The sequence below is a fragment of the Pseudozobellia sp. WGM2 genome, from assembly GCF_017810075.1.
Taxonomy (GTDB): Bacteria; Bacteroidota; Bacteroidia; order Flavobacteriales; family Flavobacteriaceae; genus JADNYK01.
Window position 1 is genome coordinate 461004 of the sequence record NZ_JADNYK010000001.1, and the last position, 26276, is coordinate 487279.

General features: G+C 39.2%; 29 protein-coding genes. 10 read left to right on the forward strand and 19 right to left on the reverse strand.

Annotation, left to right across the window (positions count from 1 at the left end; all coding sequences use genetic code 11):
• Positions 1 to 3 precede the first annotated feature (3 nt).
• Together IV512_RS01970 and IV512_RS01975 are read right to left on the reverse strand one after the other, a co-directional pair.
• Positions 4 to 651, reverse strand: coding sequence for an SGNH/GDSL hydrolase family protein (locus tag IV512_RS01970; protein ID WP_209400127.1), 648 nt, complete (start codon positions 649 to 651; stop codon positions 4 to 6).
• A gap of 48 nt (positions 652 to 699) precedes the next feature.
• Entirely contained in the window at positions 700 to 1113 is a 414-nt protein-coding gene (locus IV512_RS01975) for a hypothetical protein (RefSeq protein WP_209400129.1), read from the reverse strand.
• 301 nt (positions 1114 to 1414) lie between these two features.
• Between IV512_RS01975 and IV512_RS01980 the strand changes: the two genes are divergently transcribed.
• The 3 genes from IV512_RS01980 (at position 1415) to IV512_RS01990 (ending at position 6114) form a co-directional block, all read left to right on the forward strand.
• Positions 1415 to 2956, forward strand: a complete 1542-nt coding sequence (locus tag IV512_RS01980) for a hypothetical protein (RefSeq protein WP_209400131.1) — start codon at positions 1415 to 1417, stop codon at positions 2954 to 2956.
• Between the two features lie 86 nt (positions 2957 to 3042).
• Complete coding sequence (locus IV512_RS01985; protein WP_245224644.1) at positions 3043 to 4920, forward strand: cytochrome-c peroxidase; 1878 nt, start codon at positions 3043 to 3045, stop codon at positions 4918 to 4920.
• Between the two features lie 90 nt (positions 4921 to 5010).
• Positions 5011 to 6114, forward strand: a complete 1104-nt coding sequence (locus tag IV512_RS01990) for a fasciclin domain-containing protein (RefSeq protein ID WP_209400133.1) — start codon at positions 5011 to 5013, stop codon at positions 6112 to 6114.
• Between the two features lie 16 nt (positions 6115 to 6130).
• Here the strand turns inward: IV512_RS01990 and IV512_RS01995 are convergent, their stop codons facing one another.
• The 10 genes from IV512_RS01995 to IV512_RS02040 all read right to left on the reverse strand — a co-directional run bounded on the left by IV512_RS01995 (position 6131) and on the right by IV512_RS02040 (position 12869).
• A complete protein-coding gene (locus IV512_RS01995) occupies positions 6131 to 6772 on the reverse strand; it encodes a DUF1801 domain-containing protein (RefSeq protein WP_209400135.1) in 642 nt (213 codons plus the stop codon).
• Between the two features lie 52 nt (positions 6773 to 6824).
• Positions 6825 to 7820 carry a YhdH/YhfP family quinone oxidoreductase gene (locus IV512_RS02000; RefSeq protein WP_209400137.1) on the reverse strand — a complete coding sequence of 332 codons (996 nt, stop codon included), beginning with the start codon at positions 7818 to 7820 and terminating at the stop codon, positions 6825 to 6827.
• A 152-nt stretch (positions 7821 to 7972) separates the two neighbouring features.
• Complete coding sequence (locus tag IV512_RS02005) at positions 7973 to 8308, reverse strand: n-acetylglutamate synthase (RefSeq protein WP_245224645.1); 336 nt, start codon at positions 8306 to 8308, stop codon at positions 7973 to 7975.
• A gap of 2 nt (positions 8309 to 8310) precedes the next feature.
• Positions 8311 to 9042, reverse strand: a complete 732-nt coding sequence (locus tag IV512_RS02010; protein ID WP_209400139.1) for a carbon-nitrogen hydrolase family protein — start codon at positions 9040 to 9042, stop codon at positions 8311 to 8313.
• Positions 9043 to 9051: 9 nt separating this feature from the next.
• Positions 9052 to 9813, reverse strand: coding sequence for an SDR family NAD(P)-dependent oxidoreductase (locus IV512_RS02015; RefSeq protein WP_209400141.1), 762 nt, complete (start codon positions 9811 to 9813; stop codon positions 9052 to 9054).
• Positions 9814 to 9891: 78 nt separating this feature from the next.
• Positions 9892 to 10323 (reverse strand): DUF1801 domain-containing protein, encoded by a 432-nt coding sequence (locus tag IV512_RS02020; protein WP_209400143.1) that lies wholly within the window; start codon positions 10321 to 10323, stop codon positions 9892 to 9894.
• Positions 10324 to 10326: 3 nt separating this feature from the next.
• Positions 10327 to 10794, reverse strand: a complete 468-nt coding sequence (locus IV512_RS02025) for a GyrI-like domain-containing protein (RefSeq protein WP_209400145.1) — start codon at positions 10792 to 10794, stop codon at positions 10327 to 10329.
• 67 nt (positions 10795 to 10861) lie between these two features.
• On the reverse strand, positions 10862 to 11626 hold the full coding sequence (locus IV512_RS02030; RefSeq protein WP_209400147.1) for a TIGR02757 family protein: 765 nt from the start codon (positions 11624 to 11626) through the stop codon (positions 10862 to 10864).
• A complete protein-coding gene (locus IV512_RS02035) occupies positions 11623 to 12177 on the reverse strand; it encodes a CPBP family intramembrane glutamic endopeptidase (RefSeq protein ID WP_209400150.1) in 555 nt (184 codons plus the stop codon). The genes IV512_RS02030 and IV512_RS02035 overlap by 4 nt, the downstream gene beginning before the upstream one ends.
• Before the next feature lie 14 nt (positions 12178 to 12191).
• The gene (locus IV512_RS02040) at positions 12192 to 12869 is read right to left on the reverse strand and encodes an ABC transporter ATP-binding protein (protein WP_209400151.1); all 678 of its coding nucleotides are present in this window, start codon (positions 12867 to 12869) and stop codon (positions 12192 to 12194) included.
• 173 nt (positions 12870 to 13042) lie between these two features.
• Here IV512_RS02040 and folE point away from each other — a divergent pair, with 173 nt between their 5' ends.
• From folE to IV512_RS02065, 5 genes are all read left to right on the forward strand, one after another.
• Positions 13043 to 13642, forward strand: coding sequence for a GTP cyclohydrolase I FolE (folE, locus tag IV512_RS02045; RefSeq protein WP_100868734.1), 600 nt, complete (start codon positions 13043 to 13045; stop codon positions 13640 to 13642).
• Positions 13643 to 13744: 102 nt separating this feature from the next.
• On the forward strand, positions 13745 to 14044 hold the full coding sequence (locus tag IV512_RS02050) for a hypothetical protein (RefSeq protein ID WP_209400152.1): 300 nt from the start codon (positions 13745 to 13747) through the stop codon (positions 14042 to 14044).
• A 161-nt stretch (positions 14045 to 14205) separates the two neighbouring features.
• On the forward strand, positions 14206 to 15426 hold the full coding sequence (locus IV512_RS02055) for a sulfite oxidase (RefSeq protein WP_209400153.1): 1221 nt from the start codon (positions 14206 to 14208) through the stop codon (positions 15424 to 15426).
• A complete protein-coding gene (locus IV512_RS02060) occupies positions 15427 to 15909 on the forward strand; it encodes a monoheme cytochrome C (RefSeq protein ID WP_209400154.1) in 483 nt (160 codons plus the stop codon). It abuts the gene before it with no gap.
• 38 nt (positions 15910 to 15947) lie between these two features.
• Positions 15948 to 16823, forward strand: coding sequence for a sterol desaturase family protein (locus IV512_RS02065; protein ID WP_209400155.1), 876 nt, complete (start codon positions 15948 to 15950; stop codon positions 16821 to 16823).
• Positions 16824 to 16825: 2 nt separating this feature from the next.
• Here IV512_RS02065 and IV512_RS02070 read toward each other — a convergent pair whose 3' ends face one another.
• The 6 genes from IV512_RS02070 to IV512_RS02095 all read right to left on the reverse strand — a co-directional run bounded on the left by IV512_RS02070 (position 16826) and on the right by IV512_RS02095 (position 21822).
• Positions 16826 to 17128, reverse strand: a complete 303-nt coding sequence (locus IV512_RS02070) for a DUF6787 family protein (protein ID WP_209400156.1) — start codon at positions 17126 to 17128, stop codon at positions 16826 to 16828.
• Positions 17129 to 17156: 28 nt separating this feature from the next.
• On the reverse strand, positions 17157 to 17615 hold the full coding sequence (locus IV512_RS02075) for a DUF6146 family protein (RefSeq protein ID WP_209400157.1): 459 nt from the start codon (positions 17613 to 17615) through the stop codon (positions 17157 to 17159).
• A 102-nt stretch (positions 17616 to 17717) separates the two neighbouring features.
• Positions 17718 to 18338 carry a DUF937 domain-containing protein gene (locus tag IV512_RS02080; RefSeq protein WP_209400159.1) on the reverse strand — a complete coding sequence of 207 codons (621 nt, stop codon included), beginning with the start codon at positions 18336 to 18338 and terminating at the stop codon, positions 17718 to 17720.
• 143 nt (positions 18339 to 18481) lie between these two features.
• Positions 18482 to 19432, reverse strand: coding sequence for a D-2-hydroxyacid dehydrogenase (locus IV512_RS02085; RefSeq protein WP_209400160.1), 951 nt, complete (start codon positions 19430 to 19432; stop codon positions 18482 to 18484).
• Between the two features lie 59 nt (positions 19433 to 19491).
• On the reverse strand, positions 19492 to 20556 hold the full coding sequence (gene serC / locus IV512_RS02090) for a 3-phosphoserine/phosphohydroxythreonine transaminase (RefSeq protein ID WP_209400161.1): 1065 nt from the start codon (positions 20554 to 20556) through the stop codon (positions 19492 to 19494).
• 225 nt (positions 20557 to 20781) lie between these two features.
• A complete protein-coding gene (locus IV512_RS02095) occupies positions 20782 to 21822 on the reverse strand; it encodes an acyl-CoA reductase (protein ID WP_209400163.1) in 1041 nt (346 codons plus the stop codon).
• 111 nt (positions 21823 to 21933) lie between these two features.
• Between IV512_RS02095 and IV512_RS02100 the strand changes: the two genes are divergently transcribed.
• Entirely contained in the window at positions 21934 to 22287 is a 354-nt protein-coding gene (locus IV512_RS02100) for a 4Fe-4S dicluster domain-containing protein (RefSeq protein WP_209400165.1), read from the forward strand.
• Positions 22288 to 22356: 69 nt separating this feature from the next.
• Here the strand turns inward: IV512_RS02100 and IV512_RS02105 are convergent, their stop codons facing one another.
• Positions 22357 to 25029, reverse strand: coding sequence for a TonB-dependent receptor (locus IV512_RS02105; RefSeq protein ID WP_209400695.1), 2673 nt, complete (start codon positions 25027 to 25029; stop codon positions 22357 to 22359).
• A 130-nt stretch (positions 25030 to 25159) separates the two neighbouring features.
• Between IV512_RS02105 and ychF the strand changes: the two genes are divergently transcribed.
• On the forward strand, positions 25160 to 26254 hold the full coding sequence (gene ychF / locus IV512_RS02110) for a redox-regulated ATPase YchF (RefSeq protein ID WP_209400167.1): 1095 nt from the start codon (positions 25160 to 25162) through the stop codon (positions 26252 to 26254).
• Positions 26255 to 26276: the final 22 nt, after the last annotated feature.

The window sequence follows — 26276 nt, forward strand, 5'->3', positions numbered from 1 at the left end:
GGATTATTTTTCAAGGGCTTCCGCGATTGCTTTTTCTACCAAAGGTTCCATAACCATATACCCTTCCGGGGTGGGGTGCACCTCATCATTGGCATACTCTTTCGGTAATCCGTTGCGTTCATCTGCCATTACTGAAAAATAATCCAAGTAAATATGTCCTGTATACGCCGCATAGGCTTTTATTTTTTTATTCAACGCCACAATTTTGTCGGCGGGCTTTACCTCTGGCTTCCATGAATATTTATAAGCAGGTAGGGTAGAAGATAGAATAACCTTAATATCGTTTGCTTGGGCAAGTTCGGTCATGGAAATAATATTATCCATAATCATATCGAGGGTCGATGGCCCGGTATTACCCGCAATATCATTGGTACCGGCAAGTATGACCACAACCTTTGGTTTCAGGTCGATTACGTCTTGCCTGAAACGTAATAGCATTTGTGGGGTCGTTTGCCCACTGATTCCACGATTGATATAAGGTTTACCTGCAAAAAACTCCGGTCTTTTATTCAACCAGCCGATAGTAATCGAATTTCCCATAAACACAACTCGATTTTCATTTGATGAGGGAGGCCCTACCTCTGCATTAGCCTCTTGAAATTGCTTTAAATTAGGCCAATCTTGTGCTTGAAGATCTTTGGGTAAACTCATTAGAATTGCCAGTATTACTAAAAATTTTTTAAAAGTATACATTGTAAATTAAGTGTTAAAATGTTGTTCCTCCTCTGAGGTAAATGGTATTTGGTTCATCATTTTAAGGCTGGTAGGCCTTAGGGAAAAGAAATATAAAAGCAAGGCAATGGCAATTACCAAGTGCATGGCATTACCACTCAGAAAATAGGCGATCAACGCCAAGAAGGCAGGAGCTTCAATTAAGGCGTATCTGACTATAGAAGCCGTTTGATATCTATTCAGTTTAGAATTTAAAGTTGACTCCCTTTTAATACTTCCTACCTGTTTTCTGAATATAAACTGACTAGAGAAATACCCCAAGGCAGCAGCTATTGGAACCATGTATATAAAAACATTATCGCCCCTCAAGTCCGCTTCAAAATTTCCATTTTGGCTATATACAAAAATGGCAAATAGGGTTAGGCCTATAAATAAGGCCATGTGAATAGTGATTAAGGTTTTTAAGAAAATAAGAGGTTTAGAGTTCATTCAATAATTTGGGATATGATTTCTTCGCACAAAACATGCCTAAGATAAGAATTCTTATGATTTGAGGGTGCTTTCTCACATTTGGTTAAAATGAGAGTTTTATTTAGAACGAAACTAAATGGTAACACTAAACTAACAAATTAACATAAAATTGAAGCTTACTTTAATTTATGACCATACTGAGATAATATTTCTAAGCACCTGGATAAATACTTTTGTTAAAGAAAATTTAAATTCTAAATCTAGAAACAAAATGAGAACACTTAAAAATTTGCTTATCTGTGCAGGCTTGGTTGCAACGGCCACATCTTGCGACAAGCTTGATGATTTTCTTGGTCAGGGCGGCCCTGTTGAAGAAAAGGGAACCATTTTCGAGAACAAGTCAGAGCTCGAGCCTTTGGTAGATATTAAATCACAGTTTAATTATGTGAAACCTTATTCGTTGATCAGTTCTACCGATATTCTAGAAGACGGATTTCGTTTGGTCGGTGCCCAAGATGGTGCTGGATTCTTAAAAGAAGGAGACGGTTATAAATATATCGTTAATGCCGAAGATGATTATGCAGTGAGTAGAATACATTTCGATAAATACATGAACCCGACAGGTGGTGAATGGCTATTGAATTCTGGAGTTGCCGATTTTGCCAGACAGTGTTCCGGTACTATGTGGGAAGCCAGTATTCATGGGGGTTCTAAAGATATATTTCTGTCGGCATCGGAAAGCTTTAATTATGATGTAAAGGGAATAGACCCTCATATTGAAACTCCGACACCAACAGCTGATTTCGGACTAGATGCGTTGGGTGAATTTTCTTGGGAAAATGCTGTTCCGCTTCCCCGTGACGCCTATCCTGGCAAAACAGTAATTATTGGAGGTGATGATGATTCTAGTGGTTCAGAAGGTCAGATTACATTATATATGTCTGAAAACGGAAATGCTGATCTTAACAATGGTAAGATATATGTATTACGTTTGAAAGAGGTGGCTTCAGGTTCTACCGATGCTGATGGCAACCCTATCAACGCTGTAGCTGTCGAGCCTGGTGTAATCTATAATGAAGGTGATCTTGCTTTCGGAGAAACTTACGAATTTGAGTTCGTAGAAATCGAGAACGGTGCGGCCATGACCAAAGATGAAATGGAAGATGCCTGTGTAGCCGTACAAGCTTCCGCCTTTATGCGTGTTGAAGATGTCGATTACCAAAAAGGATCAGCTGCCAATAACAGAAATGTTTTTGTTGTCGTTACGGGTAGAGGCCCTGATGCCGGTACTTATAATGATTGGGGAACGGCTTACCGATTAGAGCTGGATGAAGATTCGCCAATGACCGGTAAATTAACTCAAATCGTTAGTGGTAATACCAATACTAACAATATGGACGGGAATCTTCCTGAATTGCAAAGCCCTGACAACATAACCGTTACCGAAAACTTCGTCTACCTTCAAGAAGACCCGAATTCTTTTGATCGTAATCATGGCGCATACATTTATCAAACAGACCTTAACGGTAACAATGCGAAAGTGGTTTTAGAACTTATAGTTAGAAATGATCTTGACCCATCTGGAAGTTCAGGTTTTAGTGGTGAGTTCGGTGCGTTAGAAGATATTTCTGAAAAAATTGGAGAACCTAACACTTTCATATTGAACCTTCAACCTCATTACTGGGAAAGCGAAGATTTTAAAGGTGTTGACGGTCATGATATGGAATCGGATAGACCTGATGCTATAGCTTCCGGTGCGCGTGAAGATGATCAAGGTGGTCAAATCATTATTTTGAAAGGATTACCAAGATAATAATAGTATATGCTCTATTGTTTAAAAGGCCTTCGTATAACGGAGGTCTTTTTATCTATTTAATTAATAAAGATTAATTATTTGTAATGATGATGTTCAGAAGCCTTATTTGTTCGTTGGTACTAACGTTAGCCTTTTCATGTAAAGAAGGAAAAAATAAAGAGAGTTCAAGTCAATTGGCAGTTGTTAAAACGGAAATTTCAGAAGTTGACTGGGTACCTGCTCAACAATTCTATCACGAACACATTACCAAAGCGGTAGAATTAATCGATTCTCTGTCTCGCGTCGATGCGGAAAGTGAATTTGCAAAACACTTATTCAAAAAGTTAAGGGTCTCGTTTAAAAAGGCCGAGCCTTATGCTTCTTATTTGAATCCTGCTGTTGGCCATAGGGCAAACGGGCCTGCACTACCGATTTTTGCGGAAGATACTGAAAGAGTTCTGCCACCTCTGGGCTTACAAAAAATCGAAGAGTCTATATATGAGGGGGGAGAAGACCCTGCCGTTTTTAAAAGAGAAACAAACCTCACAAAAGGCCTCTTGATTAATTTAATGGAAAATGTGGGGGAACGATCTTTAACGCCCGAGCGATTTTTTATTGCTACGCATCAACAATTACTTCGAATCATCAGCTTGGCCATCTCAGGTTTCGACACGCCTGTAAGTCAATTGGGCCTTGCAGAAAGCATCGTCTCCTTATCTAGTTTAAGAAAGGTATATTCATTATCTATTCGTAATATCATACTAGAGAAAAACGAAGATTTAGATTCTAAGTTTGATAAAAATATTGACCGAGCCATACAATACTTGAAAGAGCATACTGATTTTGATTCTTTTGATCGCTACACCTTCATTCGCGATTATATGAACCCTATTACCCGAAATTGGGTAGCCATTAGAAAAGAAAGTGGCCTTTGGGAAGGAGTAAATAATAAGCCCTTTAATTTTGATGCCCCCACCTTTTTTGAGAAAGATGCGTTCAACCTCAATTATTTTACTCCTCCCGTAAACAGAAATTCAACCGACAAACGCATTGCGCTTGGGAAAAAGCTTTTTTTCGAACCTAAATTGGCCAAAGATGGCGTTATGGCCTGTGCCACTTGCCATATACCCGAAAAGGCCTATGCCGATGGCAAGGTCGTTAATTTAGACAATACAGGAAATCCGTTACAGCGAAATACTCCAACGCTAATTAATGTAGCCTTTCAAAAAGCTTTCTTTTGGGATGGTAGGGCCGAAAATCTGTTGGATCAAATTTCTATGGTTTTTAATAACGAACAAGAATTCGCAACCGGGGTTCATCAGTTTTCGACCGAAATTTTGCAAGATTCTACCTATATGCAATTATTTAGGGAAGCCTACGGAAAGATTTCTACTCGAAACACTGATGTGATCAGGGCCATATCATCTTATATATCAACATTAAATGGGTTCGATTCAAAATTTGACCGTAACATGAGGGGTGAAGAAGAGAATTTCACTGAACAGGAAAAATTAGGAATGAACCTGTTTATGGGCAAGGCTTTGTGTGCCACTTGCCATTTTATGCCTCTGACCAATGGTACCGTACCGCCTTTCTATACCGAAACGGAGAAAGAAGTTATCGGCGTACCTGAAACTGTAGCCAAAAATCAAATAGACGATGATTTAGGGTTTTTCTGGCGATACAACAAAGAGGTTCATCGTGGTATGTTTAAGACGCCAACGGTACGTAACGTTGAGTTTACTGCACCATATATGCATAACGGTGTTTATGGTACTTTAGAACAGGTGATGGATTTTTATAACCAAGGTGGTGGTGGAATGGGTTTTGAACTGGAGCACCAGACCTTACCATTCGATGAACTGAATTTGACCGATAAAGAACAGAAAGCGATTATAGCATTTATGAAAACGCTTTCCGATACGAATGTTGATAGCACCGAAGAAAACGAAAATGCTCTTGTTGCAGATGCACAACCATAAGCTCGATATCTTAGTTATATTTGGATGTTTCGATTGTTTGTGGGTGAATTGTCCTATATTATCGCTTGTTAGAACTTGAAAATGAAACCTATGAAACGTGTCTTTAAATTAAACCTTCAGCTCTTCTTATGCATATCGTTCAGTTTACTATTTGGCTGCTCGAGTGATAACGGAGATGCTATTGACCGTAACGATGAAGTTATCGATACCCCTGAGCAAGAAGAGGAGGAGGGTGAAGAGGAAGTCGAAGAGGAATTGGCGCCGAATGCTTTAGAATATATATTGTCTTCCGGAGGTTATAGTATTTTAAAATCTGCTTTAGAAACTGTGGACCCTAGTATCTCAGATATTCTTTCTGATGAGGATAATATAACTGTTTTTGCTCCGACCGATACCGCTTTTGAAGGCTTCTTTAAATCTCTAACGGAATTTTCGGCTTTGGCAGATTTCGAAGAAGAAGCTGAAATAGAGCTGTTGAACGAAATACTGAAATATCACATTTTAGAAGATAATCTACTACTTGAAAATGCCCTTATGGATGGAGCAGAGCTAACATCTACGCAGTCTGGTGTACTAAATGTGCTGGTCGATGAGGGCGTGTTCATTCAAAATGAGGCACAAAACATACAGGCGTTAGTGATTCAGGCTGATAATGAGGTTTCCAATGGGATAGTTCACGGTATAGACGAGGTGTTGTTGCCAGAATCGGTTTTAAATACCTTGTTTCCAAAACCAACAATCGTAGAAATCATCACGGATACTGAAGAACTTGAACAGTTTGAACAGGCTTTTTTAAAGGCAGATTCGTTTGGTACTATTGAAGGTGATGGTCCGTTCACGGTTTTTGCTCCCAACAATGAAGCGGTTGAACTACTTTTCGAAATCTTAGGTGATTCTTATAACAGTTTTGATGATTTTCAAAATTTTCTGGAACTTCAGGTGCTGAACGAAATTCTTCTGGGTCATTTAGTAGATGAGAATATTACTTCAGCGAATTTTGAAGAGGGCACCATAACGACGCTCTTACCTAACGATTCGATTGAGTTGGTGATTGAAAATGATGTGTTTGTAATCAAAGATGCCTCTGAAATTAGGGCAAAATTCGTTCTTAAGGATATAGAAGCTTCGAACGGTACAGTACATATTATCGACAAGATATTGTTACCTCAAAAATTGCTCGATTTTGTAGAATAGTCTAATTATACCACTTTCAGCCATCTAACTGCTTATGCGAACCATCGCAGGTGGGCATTTTTTTAGACAGGCCACAAACACAATCATGAAAGCCCTTGCCTTTTAAAATTCTTTCGGTATACTTGTCTATTCTCGCTTCTCGTGTTTTGACTTGTTTGGCACCGGAAAAATAGATGTTATAGCCTCTCTGTCGACCTGGGGTAAGGTTGTAAAAGGCTTCCTTAAATTTAGGGTCTGTATTCAGCTTTTCTTGCAGTTCCGTTACAAAATCTGTTTTAGCTTTTTTTGTTGGTTGAACTTTCAATCCTGCTTTTTCAACCTCAATAGCTTCAAAAATATAGGACTTCAGAAAATCCCATTGCTTATCGATTTCTTGAACATGGGTGAATTTTATTATTCTTGCGATTCGTGAGTTTTCACCGGCCTTTTCAAGAATGCCCATATGGTCATTTAGAAGGCTGCCTTTAAAGAAACTGATATTGCAGAATTGCTTGAAGTTGCCAAGTAAAAGAACATTGCCGTTGTTAATGGTGTAGCAGGGCACTCCCCATTTCAACCTTTCTTCCAGGCCACAATCCAAAGCTAATTTTCTTAGAAGCTTCAGTTCGGGCTTCCAACTCGAAATATTCTCTAAATAGGCATCCACCTGGGTATTCATAATTTGTGGAATTTATCTACTTAAAATATAGAAATTCGACCAAACGGCAAAACTAAGCCTGTAGGTTTACGACGGTTCTACCTTTTAACTTTCCCTCTAATATTAAATCTATTTTCTCGTCTAATTCGTCAAGGCTTATTTCCGTGCTTGTCTCCTCAAGGTTATTGGGTTTCCATTCATTGGCCAGTTTGAGCCAGACCTTTTCTCTAAGCCACATGGGGTAGTTTTGAGAGTCAATACCAATTAAGGTAATGCCTCTAAGAATAAATGGGAAAACGGTTAAGTTTAATTTAGGTGAAGCCACGTTGCCACAACATGTAACTGCGCCCATGGGTTGCACCGATTTTATGATATTTTCAAGAATTACACCTCCTACCGTATCGATGGCACCCGCAAATTCGGATTTTAAGATAGGTTTGTCATCCATATTTTCGAATTCTTGTCGTGAAATAATCCGGTCCGCACCCAATTGACGTAGAAAATCATGTTCTGAATCTTTTCCCGTTAGGGCAGCAATTTGGTAACCGAGTTTTTTTAGTAGTGCTATACTCATAGCACCCACGCCACCGGTAGCTCCAGAAACTATAATTTCGCCCTTTCCGGGTTTGACTATTTCATTTAACTTAAGAACCGACATACCTGCCGTCAAACCAGCTGTGCCAATAATCATGGCTTCTTTCATGCTTAAGTTATCTGGTAGTAAAAGGGCCCAATCTTCGGGTACTTGAATGTATTGACCAAAGCCGCCATCAGTATTCATCCCTAAATCAAAACTGGTAACAATAACTTTATCTCCGACGCTAAAAGTATCAGATTTGGTATCAACTACGATACCTACGGCATCTATGCCCGGGGTGTGTGGATATTTTCTGGTTACACCTTTGTTGCCTATTGCCGATAGCGCATCTTTATAGTTGAGCGAAGAATAGTGAACTTGAACCAACATATCGTTGTCAGGCAGTTCCTTCAACGATTTCATTCGAATACTTCTTGTAAAGGATTCGCCCTGTTCTTCAACAATTAGCGTTTTAAATGTTTTATGAGACATAAATCACAATAAATTGCTCCTTCTGAAATACGGGTTAAATTTGAAATTTCAGCAGGTATTTTCGTTTAAATTTATTTCGAAATTAAAGGTTGAAGGTCAGAAACACTTTGAAATAGTGTTAAAGGTTTCTGAACTTTGGTAGTCAGAGGTTATCAGATTTCTTCGATAATCGAGTGGCCTGTAGATTTATCACCAGATGTCCATTGCCAATTTTCGTGAAGACGAATTTTTCCATTAGCCATAATTTCGGGCTCAGAATGACATATACCCATCATAAGGTCACCATTTTGGTTAATCTGATGGTATCGCATATCGATACGGCCTTGTTCGTCTACCTTACCTATCAAATGCCCTTTCTGTATTTGACCTCCCGAGTAATTGCAAAAGAGAATGTTTTCTTCTTGCCGATAATGAAATATAGTTTCTTCCGAGGTTTCTCCGTTATCAGTATTACTTACCGGTCTGAACCTTTTATTGTTATAATTCATAATTAGGGAAATAGCTTAATTTGTGCTGAACCTCTTGTTGTGTCATATATCAACAAGCCTTCTTGCGTTTGGGGCAATTGGGCAATCAATTTTCCTTCACTGTTCCAAATAGCGGACTGTCCTGCAATTTCAAAGTTATCGCAATATCCAACACTGTTAACCAGCAAAATCGGAATTTTATTCGCTTTAGCTTTATCAGGAAAATAGGAACAGGCATTTTCTATACCTTTTTGAGATTTGGCGACACTTGCCAAATATAAATTGGCCCCTAAGTCTAAATTCTGGTTAAGATGAGATTCTCTAAGGCTTTCATAGCAAATGGCCAAGCCAATTTTTCCATCTTTTAGGTTTAAGATTTTTGCGGAAGCGCCTTCACTAAAATAAGGCTTTTCATCGTCATGTAATTGTTGTTTACAATAGGTCTCTAGGGGCCTACTGGGTTGAAAAATAAGCATTGAAATAAATAAACCCTTTTTTAATTCTAGAGGTGCTCCCAATCCGACAACCATCTGATTGGAATTACTCAACTCTTGAAAATCAGAAACTAATTTTCCGGAAAGGCCAATCTTCAATTCATTGGCAAGTGTTGGTTCATAACCCGTTATTGAAAGTTCTGGGAAAAAGACAGCATCTGCTTCGTTTTCAATGGCTAAAGAAATAAAGCGTTTATGAAGGTCAATATTTTTTTCAATATTTCCCCTTATCTGCCGTATTTGCGCAAGAACAATTTTCATTTCAACATATTATAAGAATATACCGCCTGAAACTTCAATGCGCTGGCCATTTATCCATCGTGCTTCTTCGGTACATAAGAAAGCGACAACACCACCTAAATCTTCCGGTTCTCCAACACGACCTAAAGCGGTCAGGTTTGATATGGTATTTACTTTTTTCTCATTGGTTCTATTTTCTCCCCCACCAAAATCGGTACCTACCGCCCCGGGTGCCACTACATTTGCCGTAATTTTTTTAGAGGCCAATTCTTTTGCCAAGTACCGTGTAAAGACCTCAACACCGCCTTTTGCAGAGGCGTAGGCCGACGAGTTCGGTAATGAAAACCGGGCTAATCCCGAAGAAATATTTATGATACGCCCACCTTCGTTTAAGTAAGGTATAGCCTTTTGTGATAAAAAATACACCCCCTTGAGGTGAATGTTCAGCATATCGTCAAAGTCGTCTTCGGTAGTTTCGGTAAAAGGTTTGTAAATGCCTGTACCGGCATTGTTTATCAAGAAATCAAAATGTTCTGTGCCGTAATCATTGATTAAATAGGTCGTTAGCTTTTGATAGAAGCTATCAAACTCTTTGATGTTACTGGTGTCTAATTGAAAGGCCTTAGCTTTTCGCCCTATATTTTCTATAGTCTTGACCACTTCGCTGGCCGCTTCTAGGTTAGAATGATAAGTGAAAACAATATCAATTTCTTTTTCGGCAATTTTAAGTGCCATGTCGCGCCCGAGACCTCTACTACCACCTGTAATTACCGCTATTTTTGTCGTACTCATACGTTCATCTTTTTAGGTAAAGTTCAAGATAAATATTTAGAATATATATTGTAATGTCAAATACATTCTTTATTAATTTCATGCTCTTTGTATTCCAAGCAATGGTAAATGCTTGACTATATGATAGCAAAGGGTAGCTTTAATACATTCTTTTAATTCTTCAATGGAAATTTTTTCTTGGTCGATGGGCAAGATAATGGCTCGTTTGCCTTCGTACTGTAAGGTGTGTTCGAAAACAATTTTAAAAGTGTCGACCAGTCGACTGTTACACTGAAAATATAAGGCGTATTGATCGGGGGTTTTGGTTTTCCAATCCATTCGCAACGTGCTACCGCAATTGGTGATAAAACTTGGTTCGCCCCATTTCAGGGTTTCTTTTAAGTGATGAACACTATCGCATTCTTCAGCTGTTTCTAGTACCAATTGCCTAAGAAACTTCATTTTGTTCTTAATTGCTTCAGGGTAGTGGTCAAATATTTCTTCGATTCTTGGATCAGTAGAAACTTTCATCTTTTATTTATTGACACCTATATAAAATTCGACTGTCGCATTAGCGGGGTCGCTAGCCCTATTGTCATATACTTCATAGTCCGTTTTATAATTCCGGTCTAAATTTTGCCTCCATATATGATTCCAATGGTTACCTATTAGGCCTTGAAGTATATTTCCCTTTGCGGTGGATTTTAAATAAGTTCCTTCCTCGATATTTTTTGAAACCATACCCTCAGGTAGCGAAATTACCTTGTTAACTCGGCAACCAATAACTGTAGTGTAAGGTTGGTTGTGGTCGCCCTCGTATTCCGTGTAAAGGGCATATATGGTGTTGCTTGTTTTAAAAGGAATTTTCTTAAGCACTTCCATACTTATAAAAGTATTCCATAAATCACCAATATCCTTAATGCCTTGACCCTCAATATTTGATGTTCTAACCTCTATACCTACAATATCGAATGACTCTATAATTTCTTTTGTCATGTTCATGATTTCTATTTAGGCATAATATTAATCGGTCTTAACGTCAGATTATGTCAGGGGTGATAAAATAATTTTAAAACTTTTCAAAAACCCCAAGACCGAATAGTGCAAAATCATACTTCACAGGATCATTAGGGTCTAATCTTCTGAGACTTTTATCGAGTTCGGCCAAAGCCTTCGCATCGTTCTGTTTTCGTTTAAGCAGTTTAAGTTTACGTGCAACATTGCCAGAATGAACATCTAATGGGCATGAGAGTTGACTGGGGTGTATGCTTTTCCAAAGTCCGAAATCTACGTGAGTAGTGTCCGGTCTTACCATCCATCGTAAAAACATATTTATTCTTTTTGCTGCCGAGCCTTTCAAGGGGTCGCTAACATGTTTTGTGGTTCGAAGTGGATGGGGTAGCTCAAAGAAAACCTTCTTAAAATTAGAAATAGACTCTTGTAGGTTTATTTTATTTAAATTTTGAGCAAACACTTTTTCTAGACCGCCTTTTTTTCGATAGATATTTCTCAAGCTTAAAATAAAATAGCTTAAGTCTTGACCGTTGAAGGTTCGATGTACAAAAGACTGTAGGTGGTCAATGTCTTTTTCTTTATGTTGCATTATAAAATCATAGGGAGAGCCATCCATCAATTCCATCATGCGATTGGCATTGGTGATAATACTCTTCCTGTTTCCCCAAGCGATAGTGGCCGTTAGAAAGGCGCTGATTTCAATATCCTCTATTTTAGTGAATCTATGAGGTATTTGAATGGGATCTGAATCTAAAAACTTAGGGTTCTCATATTGCAATACCTTGGCATCTAAAAATTCTTTGAGTTCTGAACGTTTCATTTTATAGGTAGGTCTAAAAATTTAAACAACATGAAAGGGCCTATTAAAATTAGATTGTAAGCAGCATGTAATGCGATTGACCATACTAATCCAAAGCGAACCCTTATGTAACCCAGAAATACACCTATACAAAGCTGAGGGGCTACCAACAAAGGAGAAAGCCAAAGGGTAGTAGGGGTGAATTCGAAATTCAAAATATGGTAAAACGCAAATATTAGGGTAACCAGATAAAAGGCATACGAAAAAAAGCGCTTATTCTTAAAGAAGATTAATGGTCCTCTAAAGAAAAACTCTTCAAGTAAAGGAGCCAAGATTACGGCCATAAGAAAAAGTAACCAAGGCGAGCCCTTCAAAAATTCTTCACTGGCATGTTTGCCTATATCTAAATCAAAAACGGAATCAAGCCCTTGATTTAATACACCTAAGGCATAACTGATTAATAAAGCATAAAGTAAAAGCTGAAATAATACTTTATATCGATAGTTGAAGTCTATGTTCTCATCTTCTTGATATATAGGATTTTTCAAAAAAACAAAAATACTTTTCAACATAGGCGATATCGTAATTAGGCGACAACCTCTTTGGTAACTATAAGACCATCGACCATGGTCAATTTTCTGTCGGCCATATCGGCTAATTGTTGGTTGTGGGTCACGATTACGAATGTCTGGCCGAATTGATCACGCAAATCAAAAAATAATTTATGCAGGTTGTCAGCACTTTCAGAGTCAAGGTTGCCACTAGGTTCATCAGCGAATACAATCGATGGTTCATTGATAAGTGCACGCGCTACGGCCACCCTTTGCTGTTCTCCACCTGATAGTTCATTAGGCTTATGTTTGTAGCGCGAAGAGAGCCCTAAAAAATCTAAAAGTTCTTTTGCTCTCTTATCTGCTTGGGCTTTAGGCGTGTTTTTAATAAAGGCAGGAATACAAACATTTTCAAGCGCGGTAAACTCAGGTAGCAGTTGATGAAACTGGAAAATAAAACCAATATGCTCGTTACGAAATTTGGCCAACTGCTTTTCAGATAACTGGGTAACCTCCGTGCCATTGATTAGAAGTTCACTCTCGTTCGGGTTACTTTGGGTGTCCAAAGTTCCTAAAATCTGGAGCAGGGTCGTTTTACCGGCCCCAGAAGCACCAACTATAGATATAATTTCTTCCTTTTTTATATGCAGGTCAACCCCTTTCAGCACTTGCAGGTCTCCATAAAACTTCTGAATATTCGAAGTTTTTATCATAGGTTCAATTTTTAAGCGGTTTTATCGCCCTGTTCACCCAGTAAAAGTAAGGAAATTTGAAGTTTAGCGAACAAAGTATACGAAAACCCTAAATTTGCAGATTTATTGAGAAAAGCAATTGAATCAATTGGTTTACTTTTGTTTGATAGTATTGATTAACAAATCCGTTTAATATGGCCCCCTATAGAAATTTAGAAGAATACAATCTTGAAGTGACTACGGAAGTTAAAGACCGTTATTCAAAAATTATAAGTGAAATAGGGGAGGATGTTTCCCGAGAAGGATTGATAAAAACTCCTGAACGAGCAGCAAAGGCCATGCTTTTTTTAACGCAGGGCTATAAACAAGATGCGGTAGAGATACTAAAAGGAGCTATGTTCAAAGAGGATTATGATGACATGGTCATTATTAAGGATATTGAGCTCTATTCATTATGCGAGCATCATATGCTACCTTTTTTTGGGAAGGCTCATGTGGCGTACATACCTAACGGCCATATTGTAGGGCTGAGCAAAATACCTAGAGTAGTTGATGTTTTTGCACGTAGGCTGCAGGTACAAGAACGGCTGACACACGATATTCTCGAATGTATCAACAACACTCTAAAGCCTCAAGGGGTGGCCGTAGTTATTGAAGCATCCCATATGTGTATGATGATGCGAGGAGTTCAAAAACAGAACTCGGTCACCACTACATCAGGTTTCAGAGGGCAATTTGAAAAAATAGAGACTAGAAATGAGTTTCTAAAGCTGATCAGTTCAGATCTGTCATAAATTTTTTTTTAGTTTTTGGTTGATAAAGTAGCTAGCGTACCGTTAGTATTGACTTTGGCACTTTTCTTGCTCTATGACCATGTAAACCATTAAACATTTATCATGTCAAAAACAACGGATAATAAATATAAAAAACTCTTTATGGGGTTGCTTTTCGATGGTATCGGAATGCTCTCTTTCGCTATACCTCTAATAGGAGACTTTTCAGATATTATTTGGGCGCCACTAGCAGCTTGGCTCATGACCCGTATGTACAAGGGTAAAGTAGGGCAGGGAGCAGGAATAATAACTTTTTTGGAGGAAATAATACCGGGTTTAGATGTCATTCCCACTTTTACGATAATGTGGTTCTATACCTACGTTTTCAAAAAATCAGCTCAGAAAACTACAATTGAGGTTTAAATAATTGATTGCTAGAAATATAAATTAATAGCACCCTTTATTGGGGTGCTTATTTATTTGTTAAGGTCATCATAATTTTTCAAGAACATCCTTTTTTGACGATTCAAGTTTCTTTTTTAAGCATTAAATAATTCTAACTTTACTTCTTTAGATTATAATTTATGCAGCGTAGAAAATTCATTAAAAGAGCAACTTTGGCCACTTTTTCTGGAATTATCGGTTCCGAAATCGTATACGGTTTAAATATTCCTCAAGGCTATCGGCCATTGGCTCTGCAAGAGCCCGACCCCTTTAAATTGTTCGGTAAAGATGCTGAGATGGTGGTGCTGAACGATAAACCATGGAATATGGAAGCCCAGGCTTATCTCTTAGATGATAGGGTTACGCCTAACGCTAAAATGTTCCTTCGCAATAACGGATTAGTGCCTGAGAATATCGATGCCCAGAAGTGGACATTGACGATAGACGGGGAATCGGTTGTAGCAAAAAAATCATATACGATTCAAGAGCTAAAGGCGAATTTTAAAGTGTTTACCTACCAGCTTACCTTAGAATGTGGGGGAAATGGCAGAAGTGAATTTGATCCCCCCGCAAAAGGGAACCAATGGACTATAGGTGCCGTATCTTGTGCAAAATGGACGGGTGTACGACTACGGGATGTATTGGAAGATGCGGGAATTAAAGATGATGCCGTATACATTGGTTATCACGGTGCCGATATTCATTTAAGCCGAAACCCTGATAAAGAATCTATTTCAAGAGGGGCGCCTATGGCAAAAGCATTGCAAGATGAAACCTTGCTCGCCTTTCAAATGAACGGTAAAGATATTCCTTTGGCACACGGTTACCCCTTGCGATTAATCGCAGGGGGCTGGCCTGCTTCGGTTTCAGGTAAATGGGTCAATCGAATTAGCATTCGAAACAAGGTACATGATGGAGCCAAAATGGGAGGTACTTCGTACCGTGTACCCTGCAATACCGTTGCACCGGGTGAAAAGGTAGCAGATGAAGATATGTGTATTATAGAGTCAATGCCGGTAAAATCATTGATTACGTATCCAAAATCCGGAGCCATGCTTCCAGAAGGTAAAAAGCTTAATATTCGCGGGCATGCATGGGCCGGCGAACTTGAAGTCACCCAAATGGAATACTCGATTGATTTTGGTGCTACATGGCAAATATGCTCTATTGAAAAACCGGTTAACCGTTTGGCTTGGCAACATTTTTCGGCAGAAGTTGATTTTCCCAAGAAAGGCTATTATGAAATCTGGGCAAAGGCAACGGACTCTCAAGGAGTGGCTCAGCCTATGTTATTGCCTGGGTGGAACCCTAAAGGGTATCTCAACAACGCCTGTCATAGAATCGCTGTTAAAGTCACTTAAATGAAGAATTTTGATAATTTAAAAAATGATTTTGAAAGGGCGCGCAGAGTAGTGATTTTGGCATGTACGGTGGTGGTTCTGTCTTCATTACTATTGATTTATCTAATAATCGACCCAAGGCTATCCGCTTTTAAAAATGCTGCACCACAATCTGAAATGGTCGACATTCCCTTAGACAATGACAACAATGATACAATTGAAAATGGCATTCACGTTCGTACTGGTTTTGTTGACGCCCCGGGCATGATTGAAACCGTTCAAAACTGTACCAATTGTCACTCTTCTAAGCTGGTCATTCAAAATCGCATGAATGCCGAAAGGTGGAAAGCTACTATTCAATGGATGCAGGAGACACAAAATTTGTGGGATTTAGGTAAAAATGAAGAAGTTATTATTAACTATCTCGTAACCAACTACCCACCCAAAAAGAAGGGTAGAAGAGAGGGGTTGGGCGATATTGAGTGGTATACGCTTAAGGAATAAATTATATTTTCGACTACGTACCCATCAAACTTTCAGTTTTGCAGAAATATGTAGATGCTTTTTTACGGGCTTTCAATGGCACGATAAGTTGGACATGGAAATCCATCATCTTTGAAGTGCCTTGGTATAACAATTATTTTTGGGGTATAATTTTCTTGTCGCTGTCGGTATTTATTCTTGAAGTTCTTTTTCCTTGGCGTAAAAATCAAGCTGTTTTTAGAAAAGATTTTTGGTTGGATGGATTTTATATTTTTTTCAACTTCTTCATTTTCGCTATTGCTATCAGTGGAGTGTATAAAATATTGGAATTGATATTTTTAGAAGTTGGTATTTCAATAGAAAGTTTATCAATTATAAACCTCGAATCTTTACCTTCATGGGTGCAATTACTTATCTTTTTTCTAGTCTTGGATTTTGTACAGTGGGTTACTCATATTCTACTTCATAGGTATGAGTTCTTATGGCAATTTCATAAGATTCATCACAGTGTAAAAGAAATGGGCTTTGCCGCTCACATGCGTTATCATTGGATGGAAAATGTACTGTACAAACCCTTAAAAACTTTCGGAGTTATTATTTTGGGTGGTTTTGAGCCAGAACAGGCCTATGTCGTTCATTTTATGGCTATTGCAATAGGTCACTTTAATCATTCCAATATTAAAATAACTTGGGGGCCATTAAAGTATATTTTCAATAATCCGGTAATGCACTTGTACCATCACGCCTATACTTTGCCTGAAGGTCGGTACGGAGTGAATTTTGGAATCAGTTTGAGTATGTGGGATTATTTATTCAAGACCAATTACATACCAGAAAATAGCGGTAAAGTTCCGTTAGGTTTCGAAGGTGATGATGATGTGCCCAGATATTTTGTGGGTCAGCTTTTCTACGGATTTCGAAAACCTAAAAAGTAGTGTTATTTGAACAAAAAACCGAGTCCAAGGCGATTAAGCATCTTTTTTTCAAAGTTCCAAAAGAACTGAAACTGACCGAATACCCACCCAAAGAGAACGAGCAGAACTTGATAAATAGGAAAAATAAGTAGAATTCTAGCTGCCCAATATACCCAAGCCGTAGTTGTTTCCCTGCCGAGCCCGACCATTTCGGTTATAGGTTCCGCTAACTTTGCAGCTGTTGAGCCGGTAATGGCAAAAACCAAGAAAATAACTGCAATTTGAAGATTGGAGTTGATACCCCAACGTTTTTTTAGTTTTTCCATAGTGCTTTAATGCAACAAATATAGTTAATCAAATTCTTGGAACAAAAGGTCCAAGGCGTTGATTGTATTTTCGCTGAAAATAGATGAAATAATTATAAAGCTTATAATTAACATCGTAGCCATAGTCAATGCCCGAATCGTAATCGATTTGCCATTCATAAAGACTAGATGAATATCTCAGCGGTTGTTGCACCCTTTGGTTGTAGTTGATTACAAATATTTGATTGCGATTTTCCAGAAACGATTGAGAATAATAGCCTTCTGGTTTCGCTATGCTCTGTAGCCATAAGTTAAAACCAGGTTCGATTATGATTATTTCATATTCGGTACTGTCGTTGGCAATTTTAACTGTATCTCCTAACTTTTGGTTAAAAGCTGTTTTTTCATCATCAGAAATGTTTACCGTAGACTTTGAGCTTGTACAGCTAGATGCGACCAAACAGAGAAGGAAAAATAACCCGCCAAGGTATAAAATTATCTTTTTCATAAACGTGATTTATATATTGGGTACAATTTCCATACCGTTTAAGATACAAAAAAGCCGTTTGCAAATACAAACGGCTTTCTGTTATCAAGCAAATTCTAAAGTTTATTTTCCGAATAGACCTCCTAGAAGGCCTCCGATTCCACCTTTCTTGCCTCCAAGGGCCATAGATGCGACATCGTCGAGAATACTTCCATCCCCATCAGAATCTAAGAAAGACTCAATTAATGATTGTTGTTGGTCTCCCCCCATTAATCCGCCTAAAAGGTCTCCGATACCGTTCGAATCACTAACATTTTGTTGTTTGGTTTGTTTGCCCAGAAAGCCCATTAAAATTGGGGCCGCAACCTTTAAGATTGTGGCTACAGACCCGGCATCCATACCTGATTTGGCACTCAAGGCAGATTCTACCTGAGATTGTTTTCCTCCTAGAACATGGCCAAGAATTCCTGCGCCATCGTTCATTACAGATTCGTCCACGCCACCGCCTAATAATCCGCCGAGGTTATCTAAAATGCCCCCATCGTGCTTACCGCTAAGAGCGCCCATCAAACCTTGGGCACCCTCTGGTGTAGATGCATTTTTTTTCATGGCCCCCATTAGTACGGGTAAAGCCATGCTCAATACACTACCTGTTTGATCGGTAGATTGACCTGATTGTTGGGCAGCGCCGCTAATTAATTGTTTGCCCATTGGGCTGCTTAGTAAGTCTAATAATCCAGACATGTGTTTAGTGTTTTATAATTAATGTAGATGTTTTACAATGTACAAAAAAAGATTAGTGCAGGTGTGAATTAATACCTTAAAACTTGCTGTTCAAGGGCTTCTGTGCGTAATAAGAACAACGAAAACCTTAGAGACGAAGCGGCTTATTTCAGCAGAGCAATAATTTGTTCCGCCAATTCAGTGCCAATTCGATTTTGTGCCTCATCGGTTGCTGCACCAATATGAGGCGTTAACGAAATATTCGGGTGCATCAAGATTTTGATTTCCGGGGTCGGTTCCGATTCGAAAACATCGAGCCCGGCAAAGTTGATTTTACCTTCCTCTAAGGCATCAATTAACGCCACTTCGTCGAGAACACCGCCACGTGCGGCATTTACGATACCAACACCATGTTTCATTAAGTCAAATTCCTTTTTTCCGATTACATATTCCTTTTGGGCCGGAACGTGCAAGGTTATAAAATCGGCTGAAGATATAACTTCGTCCTTAGCCTGTGATTTAAGCTGGAATGAAACGGACTGGCCATCAAAAAAATCAATAGCTATCTTGGCATCTTCTAAATACGGATCGTAAAATACAACCTTCATTCCTACGCCCAAGGCTATTTTAGCGGTTGCACGACCTATGCGGCCAAAGCCGATTACACCAAGGGTTTTACCTCTTAATTCGGAACCAGAGGCGTACGATTTTTTTAATTGCTTAAATTTGCTATCGCCTTCTAAAGGCATATTTCTGTTGGCATCGTAAAGAAAACGGACTCCACCATATAAGTGGGCGAAAACCAATTCTGCGACCGAACTTGAAGATGCGGCCGGTGTGTTAATTACATGCAACCCCTTTTGTTTTGCATATTCCACATCAATATTGTCCATACCCACACCGCCACGGCCTATCAGTTTTAATGAGGGGCAGCTATCGATCAACTCTTTTCTTACCTTGGTGGCGCTTCGTACCAGTAGACCATCAATATTATTCTCGTTGATAAAATTTTGTAACTGGTTTTGGGCAACGGTAGTGGTCAGAACTTCGAAACCTGATTTTTCCAAAGCGTCGATTCCCGACTGGGCTATACCGTCATTCGCTAATATTTTCATGCGACTGTGTTTAATTTAATAAAGAGGGGCGATTAACGCCCCTCAAATTTTAAGACTTACTATGCCGTTCGCTCTAACTCGCTCATTACATCAACTAGTATTCCTACGCTTTCTAGACTTAGGGCATTGTACATTGAAGCACGGTAACCGCCAACTGATCTGTGACCGTTTATGCCGTTTATGCCGGCATCCTTAACCATAGACTCAAAAGTTTCTTTCAGTTTCTCATCGGTAAGGTTAAAAGTAGCGTTCATGTTAGAACGATCTTCTTTTTTGGCAAAACCCTCGAATAAAGGGTTCAGGTCTACTTCAGAATATACCAATTGCGCCTTTTTATCATTGGTCTCTTCAATCGCTGAAATGCCACCGAGATTCTTTAACCATTCTAAAGTCAACATAGAGGTGTAAACGGCGAACACCGGAGGGGTGTTGAACATGCTGTCTTTAGAAATATGAACTTGATAATCGAGCATAGACGGTATCTGTCGGGTCACTTTGCCCAAAATGTCCTCTTTAATTACTACCAAGGTCGTTCCTGCTGGACCCATGTTTTTCTGAGCACCTGCATAAATCAAGTCGAATTGCGTAAAATCTAATTGTCTTGAGAAAATATCGGAACTCATGTCACAAACCAATGGAGCTTCGGTTTTAGGAAACTTTTTAATTTGAGTACCGAAAATGGTATTGTTAGAGGTAAGGTGTAGATAATCTAAGCCATCAGGTATATTGTAGCCCTTTGGTATATAGTTGAAATTTTCATCTTTTGATGATCCGACTTCGATAACATCTCCGAACATCTTGGCTTCTTTTACCGCTTTGCTGCTCCAGGTACCCGTATTTAAATAACCCGCTTTGTTTTCTAAAAGGTTGTAAGCTGCCATCAAGAATTGCATGCTGGCGCCTCCTTGTAAGAACAGTGCCTTATACCCTTTGTTCTCTAGGCCAAGTAGTTCTAAAGCCAGGCTTCTTGCCTTTTCCATAACCTCAACAAAATCTTTGCTTCGGTGCGAAATTTCAATTAATGAAAGCCCTGAACCATTGAAATCCATTACAGCTTCAGAAGCTTTTAAAAATACTTCTTGAGGTAAAACACATGGGCCTGCACTGAAATTATGTTTTTTCATCGTTTTAATTTTATTGTTTTTATATAGGTCAGGGGTAATTTGCTAACTAATAATCTTCACCACTGGCATCAAGCATGGTCGTTGCCCATTTCATAAGATGCTGTTCGTGATTTTTATTTAGGATGGTGTACCCAATAGCACCATGAATTTGATAGGTTTGAAATTAGGAGGTTAAAGGTCAGGAATTTCAAGGAATTATGAACTATTTGACTTTAGAAAAATCGGCTAGGTTTTTAACAGGAAATCAACAGTGTCGACACCATCGGCATAATCGCTAAGTGAAGGTTGTTGGGTTTGGCCAAAATTGATTTCATTTTTAATAATACCTTGTGAAACAATGCATTGCAAATTTTCCTTATCTCGTTCGAGCCTGTTTTTAAGTTCAGATAGGGTTTCATAATACTCATAGAAAAGGGAAGCTATAGGGGAGGCGTAGCTTTCATCTTCTTTCAGAATCAAGAATCCATTATCGAGAATTTTGAATTCTGACATTAAATACACCGCTTTGTTATAATCGTAGTTATTCGAATATTTGTTTTGATTGATAATGTCACTGTATTTGAAAATCGACTTGAAGAAAATGTCAAAGTCATAGCCTTTCGGTACAAACATTTTCGAAACACTTCTACAGCCTAGACCATAGTATCTGAAAATGTCTTCTCCAAGATTTTCCAATTGTATGGTGGTTTCTTGTCCGGTGAGTACGGCAACTGAATTTCTGTTTTTTCGTATAATATGAGGCCCCTTGCCAAAATAGTGCTCAAAATAACGAGAGGTGTTGTTGCTGCCCGTTGCGATCACAGCATCGAAATTTTCTAATTTTTCTTTCTCAAAAACTATTTTATCCTTAAGTAATGGTTCAATTGAAATTAGATATTCTTTTGTAAATGTGATAAGTACATTGTCATTTGAAGATAGTTTTACTAGCGCTGTATTGCCTGTTATCAGCACTGATAAAAAGTCATGAAAACCAACTAAGGGAATATTGCCCGCCAAAATTAAAGCAACAGTTTTTGGTCGATTTTGGTCTAAATCGTATGTACTGAGCCACTCTGAGAGGTACTCTTTGGTAAGAAGTTCTCCCCAATTTTTGAGCGCATGTAGAACGTTTTCTTTAGTGAACCAGCCATTTTTGTGATTTGAAAGTGCAACGGCCCCATCTAATTTTTCAGACCATTCATTTTTCAATTGTTGAGAGCTGCAATATTCGCGTAAAAACTCACCAAGTTTAACGAAAGCAATAAATGTTTTGTGATGGTCGTTCATATATTTGTGATAATTAGGTATAGACTGTACCTTTGTATTTAAATCGATTGCAAAAGTAAGCATACTAACTTAAAAAGGTATGCCGAAGTTAACCAGTAGAATTAGAAAAGTATGGCAATAGTTATAACTGATGAATGTATCAATTGCGGGGCTTGTGAGCCAGAATGCCCGAACACCGCAATTTACGAAGGAGCAGATGAATGGCGCTATGCAGATGGCACCTCGTTAGAAGGTGATGTAGTGTTGCCTGATGGTAAAGCTGTAAATGCAGAAGAACCACAGGAGCCGATTAGCGACGAAATCTATTATATATCACCCGATAAATGTACCGAATGTATGGGCTTTCATGAAGAACCACAATGTGCGGCGGTCTGCCCCGTAGATTGTTGTGTGCCTGATGAGGACCATGTAGAAAGTGAAGAGACATTGTTGAGCAAACAAGCTTTCATGCATCCCGGAGGATAAAAAAACTAATCTTTTAAATGAAAAAACCGGACAATTGTCCGGTTTTTTGTTTTTGTAAGTTTTGTTGATTTAAAAAGTAAAACCTAAACGAGCGTAGTAATAGGCCCCTCCAAACCCCATTTGAACAGAATCCCAATAGCCACCGCCTTCAACCCAATCATCTTGTTGGTCAGGATATTCGTTAAATATGTTATTGGCCCCTATGTTTAATTTAAGGTCTTCGCATAATTGATAGCCTAAGACAATATCGGTAACGATCTTCGGATTGTAACTATCGGTAGCTGCTGCTAACTTATTGGCAAAGCCACCATAATCGGCATTGGGCTCGAACATTTGAAAATCTAGAAGTTGAATACTGCTGAACCTAGTAAAACCTAACCCGGCATCAAACTTATTTTTTGCATAATTAAGATTTAGGGTCAACTTACTCTCAGGTGCAGAAGCCAGCAAAAATGCAATGTCACGCTCTCCGAAAAATGTTTCAGCATCTAAGCTGCCATTGTTTACCTCTTTAATTTTCATGTTGTTCAAGTTTCCGGTGAATGTGGCCGAAAGGCTTCCGTCATCTATATTCTTTTTCCAAGCCAAAATAATGTCAAGACCGGTGGTTTCGGTATCCACTCCGTTGACAAAAAATTGTGCCGCTGAAACGCCCGGTATGGCATCCGTATCAAAATTTCCTGTTAACACTATTCTATCTTTTACACTAATGTAGTATCCGTCAATAGTCGTGGTGAAATTTCCAAAAGTTCCGGTAAAACCCAGACCTGCATTTACCGCTTTCTCTTCATTAAGCTGGTCAATACCAAAAGAAGCCGTGACTGGGCTATTATTGGGGCTAAGTAACTGGTCGATTGCATCACCTCCAATAAAATTGGTAAATCTTAAGTTGTAATAAATTTGGGCTAAAGAAGGGGCTCTAAAACCTGTGCTTACAGAACCTCTTATATTAATGTTTTCAGAAGCCTTGAGTCTTGCGGCAAGTTTACCATTGATGGTTCCGCCGAAATCACTATAGTTTTCAAAACGTGCGGCCGCACTTAATAAAAATGATTCGGATAGGTCGAACTCCCCATCTGCATACAATGAAAAATTAGATCGACTACGATCTACTTCATTCGATGGGCCATAGCCAGGGAAACCTTGTGACCCTCCGGGTCTGGGCACATCCTCACCATCTATATTAATGGTCGGTTGCGATTGTGTCGAAGGATCTGTAATCAACAGCCCGTTTTCATCAAAAGTGCCGTACGAACCTGCTTCCCCGGAAAAAATGATAAAGTTCTCTGTACGATATTCGGCACCGAAGGCCAAGTTCATGCCTTCAAGCACATCGTCGTAATACTTAGAAAAATCTAGATTGACCGTATTCTGACTCAAACTGTGCCCACCTGCATCAAAATCGGTAGGTGAGGCTTCTTCAAGAGAGGCGTTGAGCGTTCCTTTGATAAAATAGTGGAAGTTGTTTTTACCATAGGTATTACTCACATCTACTTTCCAGCCACTATCCAGCTCAGTGCGTATTCCGGCCGAAATTGAGTTATCGATGATGTTCGAAGTGATTCTCGGTGTAAATCCATTAGGGTAAATAGAAGAGACTACACGCTCGCCACCGTTTCTGGTAAAGGCATAAGCATCGGTATCTCGGTAGTTTCTACCTCCAAAAGCATAAATTTCGGTATTTTCAGATATGGGGTAAGAGGCATTGACCATAAAATTAAAGCCTTCGATAGCCGCTTCGCCGAAACCTCTTCTAAAATCGAAACCTGGTCTGAGGGTTTTGTTTTTGTTGATGTATTCGGTTGTAAAGTTTACATAACCGGTCTCACCTAGACCGACACCGTAATTAACGGCTGCTTTCACCGATCCGCCGTCAAAGCTTTGGTCATCACCGATTTGGTTTCCGTCTCTGTCAGTATCTAATCGATTTCCATCGGTATTCGGCGTACCATCAGGAAAGTCACCTTGGGCATTTGTGCTATAAGCTCCGTAGCTTAATGTTCCAGTAACTCCGTCGGTATTTCCTTTTAGAACGATATTAATTACCCCTGCAATGGCATCTGAGCCATATTGGGCCGCGGCACCATCGCGCAAGATTTCAATTCTTTTAATGGCAGCTACGGGAATAGTATTTAAGTCGGTACCGGTATTACCTCGCCCTTTGGTTCCGAAAATATTGATGAGCGATGATTGGTGGCGTCTTTTACCATTAATCAATACCAAGGTTTGATCAGGGCCGAGACCACGTAAAGTAGCCGGGGTTATATGGTCGGCACCATCAGAACCCGATTGTTTGTTGGCGTTGAAAGAGGGGGCGGCGTACTGCAACAGTTCGTTTACCTCTATTTTTCCACTTTGGGTCGTAACTTCTGCAATGTCGATAACGTCAACAGGTACCGCAGTATCAGTCGAAGTTCGTTTAGGGCTTCTCGAGCCTACCAGCATCACTTCATCTAACTGAACCCCTTCTGAAAGGGTTACGTTTATGGTGCTTTGACCATCAGTATTTATTTCCTCTGTATTAAAACCAATATAGCTTAATACGAGTGTGGCCCCATCGGTAACTTCAATCGAGTAATTACCATCAAAATCGGTTACGGTACCGTTCCTGGTGCCCTTTTCGATAATATTCACTCCTGCTAATGGCTCTCCTGAGTCATCGCTAACTGTACCGCTAACAGTGTTTTGTGCATAGGTTAATGTGAAATTGGCCAAGAAGCTAAAGGCCAAGAGCAATGTCATTTTCATAGTCTTTGAGTTTTAGGTTAATACCCTAAGGTAATATTATTCATGTTAAAAAAAGTATAGCGAATTTAAAAACTTATAAATACTATCTTTGCGCCCAAATTGAAAAAGTCTCAAACACACCGTTATGAAAGCAGGTATCGTAGGATTGCCCAATGTTGGAAAATCAACTCTCTTTAATTGTCTCTCGAATGCAAAGGCGCAGAGCGCCAACTTTCCATTTTGTACTATAGAACCTAATATCGGAGTGGTCAATGTGCCCGATCCGAGACTAGAGAAATTAGAGGAATTGGTCAATCCTGAAAAGGTGATACCGGCTACGGTCGAAATAGTCGATATTGCCGGGCTTGTAAAAGGAGCCAGTAAAGGTGAAGGCCTAGGAAATCAATTTTTGGGCAATATCAGGGAGACCGATGCCATTTTGCATGTTTTGCGTTGCTTTGACAATGAAAATATAGTTCATGTAGATGGAAGTGTAGACCCCATTCGAGATAAAGAAACAATCGATATGGAGTTGCAGCTGAAGGACTTGGAAACGGTCGAGAAGAAGCTTGATAAAGTAAAAAGGGCGGCAAAAACAGGAAATAAGGAAGCCCAAAAAGAGGAAGCTGTTTTGTTGGCCATTAAAAACGGACTTGAAGCAGGTAATTCGGTCAGGGCAATATCGATTTCAAAAGACGACAGGGCTGAATATGTTAAGCCGTTACAGTTCATTACCGATAAGCCAGTGATGTATGTATGTAATGTTGACGAGGGCGCTGCCGTTTCCGGAAATGAATATGTTGAAAAAGTAAAGGCTGCGGTTGCTGATGAAAATGCAGAAGTTGTTGTGCTTGCTGTCGGTACCGAGGCCGATATTACAGAATTGGAGACGTATGAAGAGCGTCAAATGTTTTTGGAAGACCTTGGTTTAGAAGAGCCTGGATCTGCCAAATTGATTCGCGGTGCTTATCGATTATTGAATTTAGATACCTATTTTACCGCTGGTGAAAAAGAAGTTCGTGCTTGGACGATTCCGGTAGGGGCAACCGCTCCTCAGGCGGCAGGGGTAATTCATACCGATTTTGAAAAGGGCTTTATTCGTGCAGAGGTCATCGCTTACGATGATTATACCAAATTAGGCAGTGAGGCCAAGGTGAAAGAAGCGGGTAAAATGCGCGTTGAGGGAAAGGAGTATATTGTAAAAGATGGTGATGTTATGCATTTTAGGTTTAATGTGTAAATCTTTTATATTTTTAAACCAT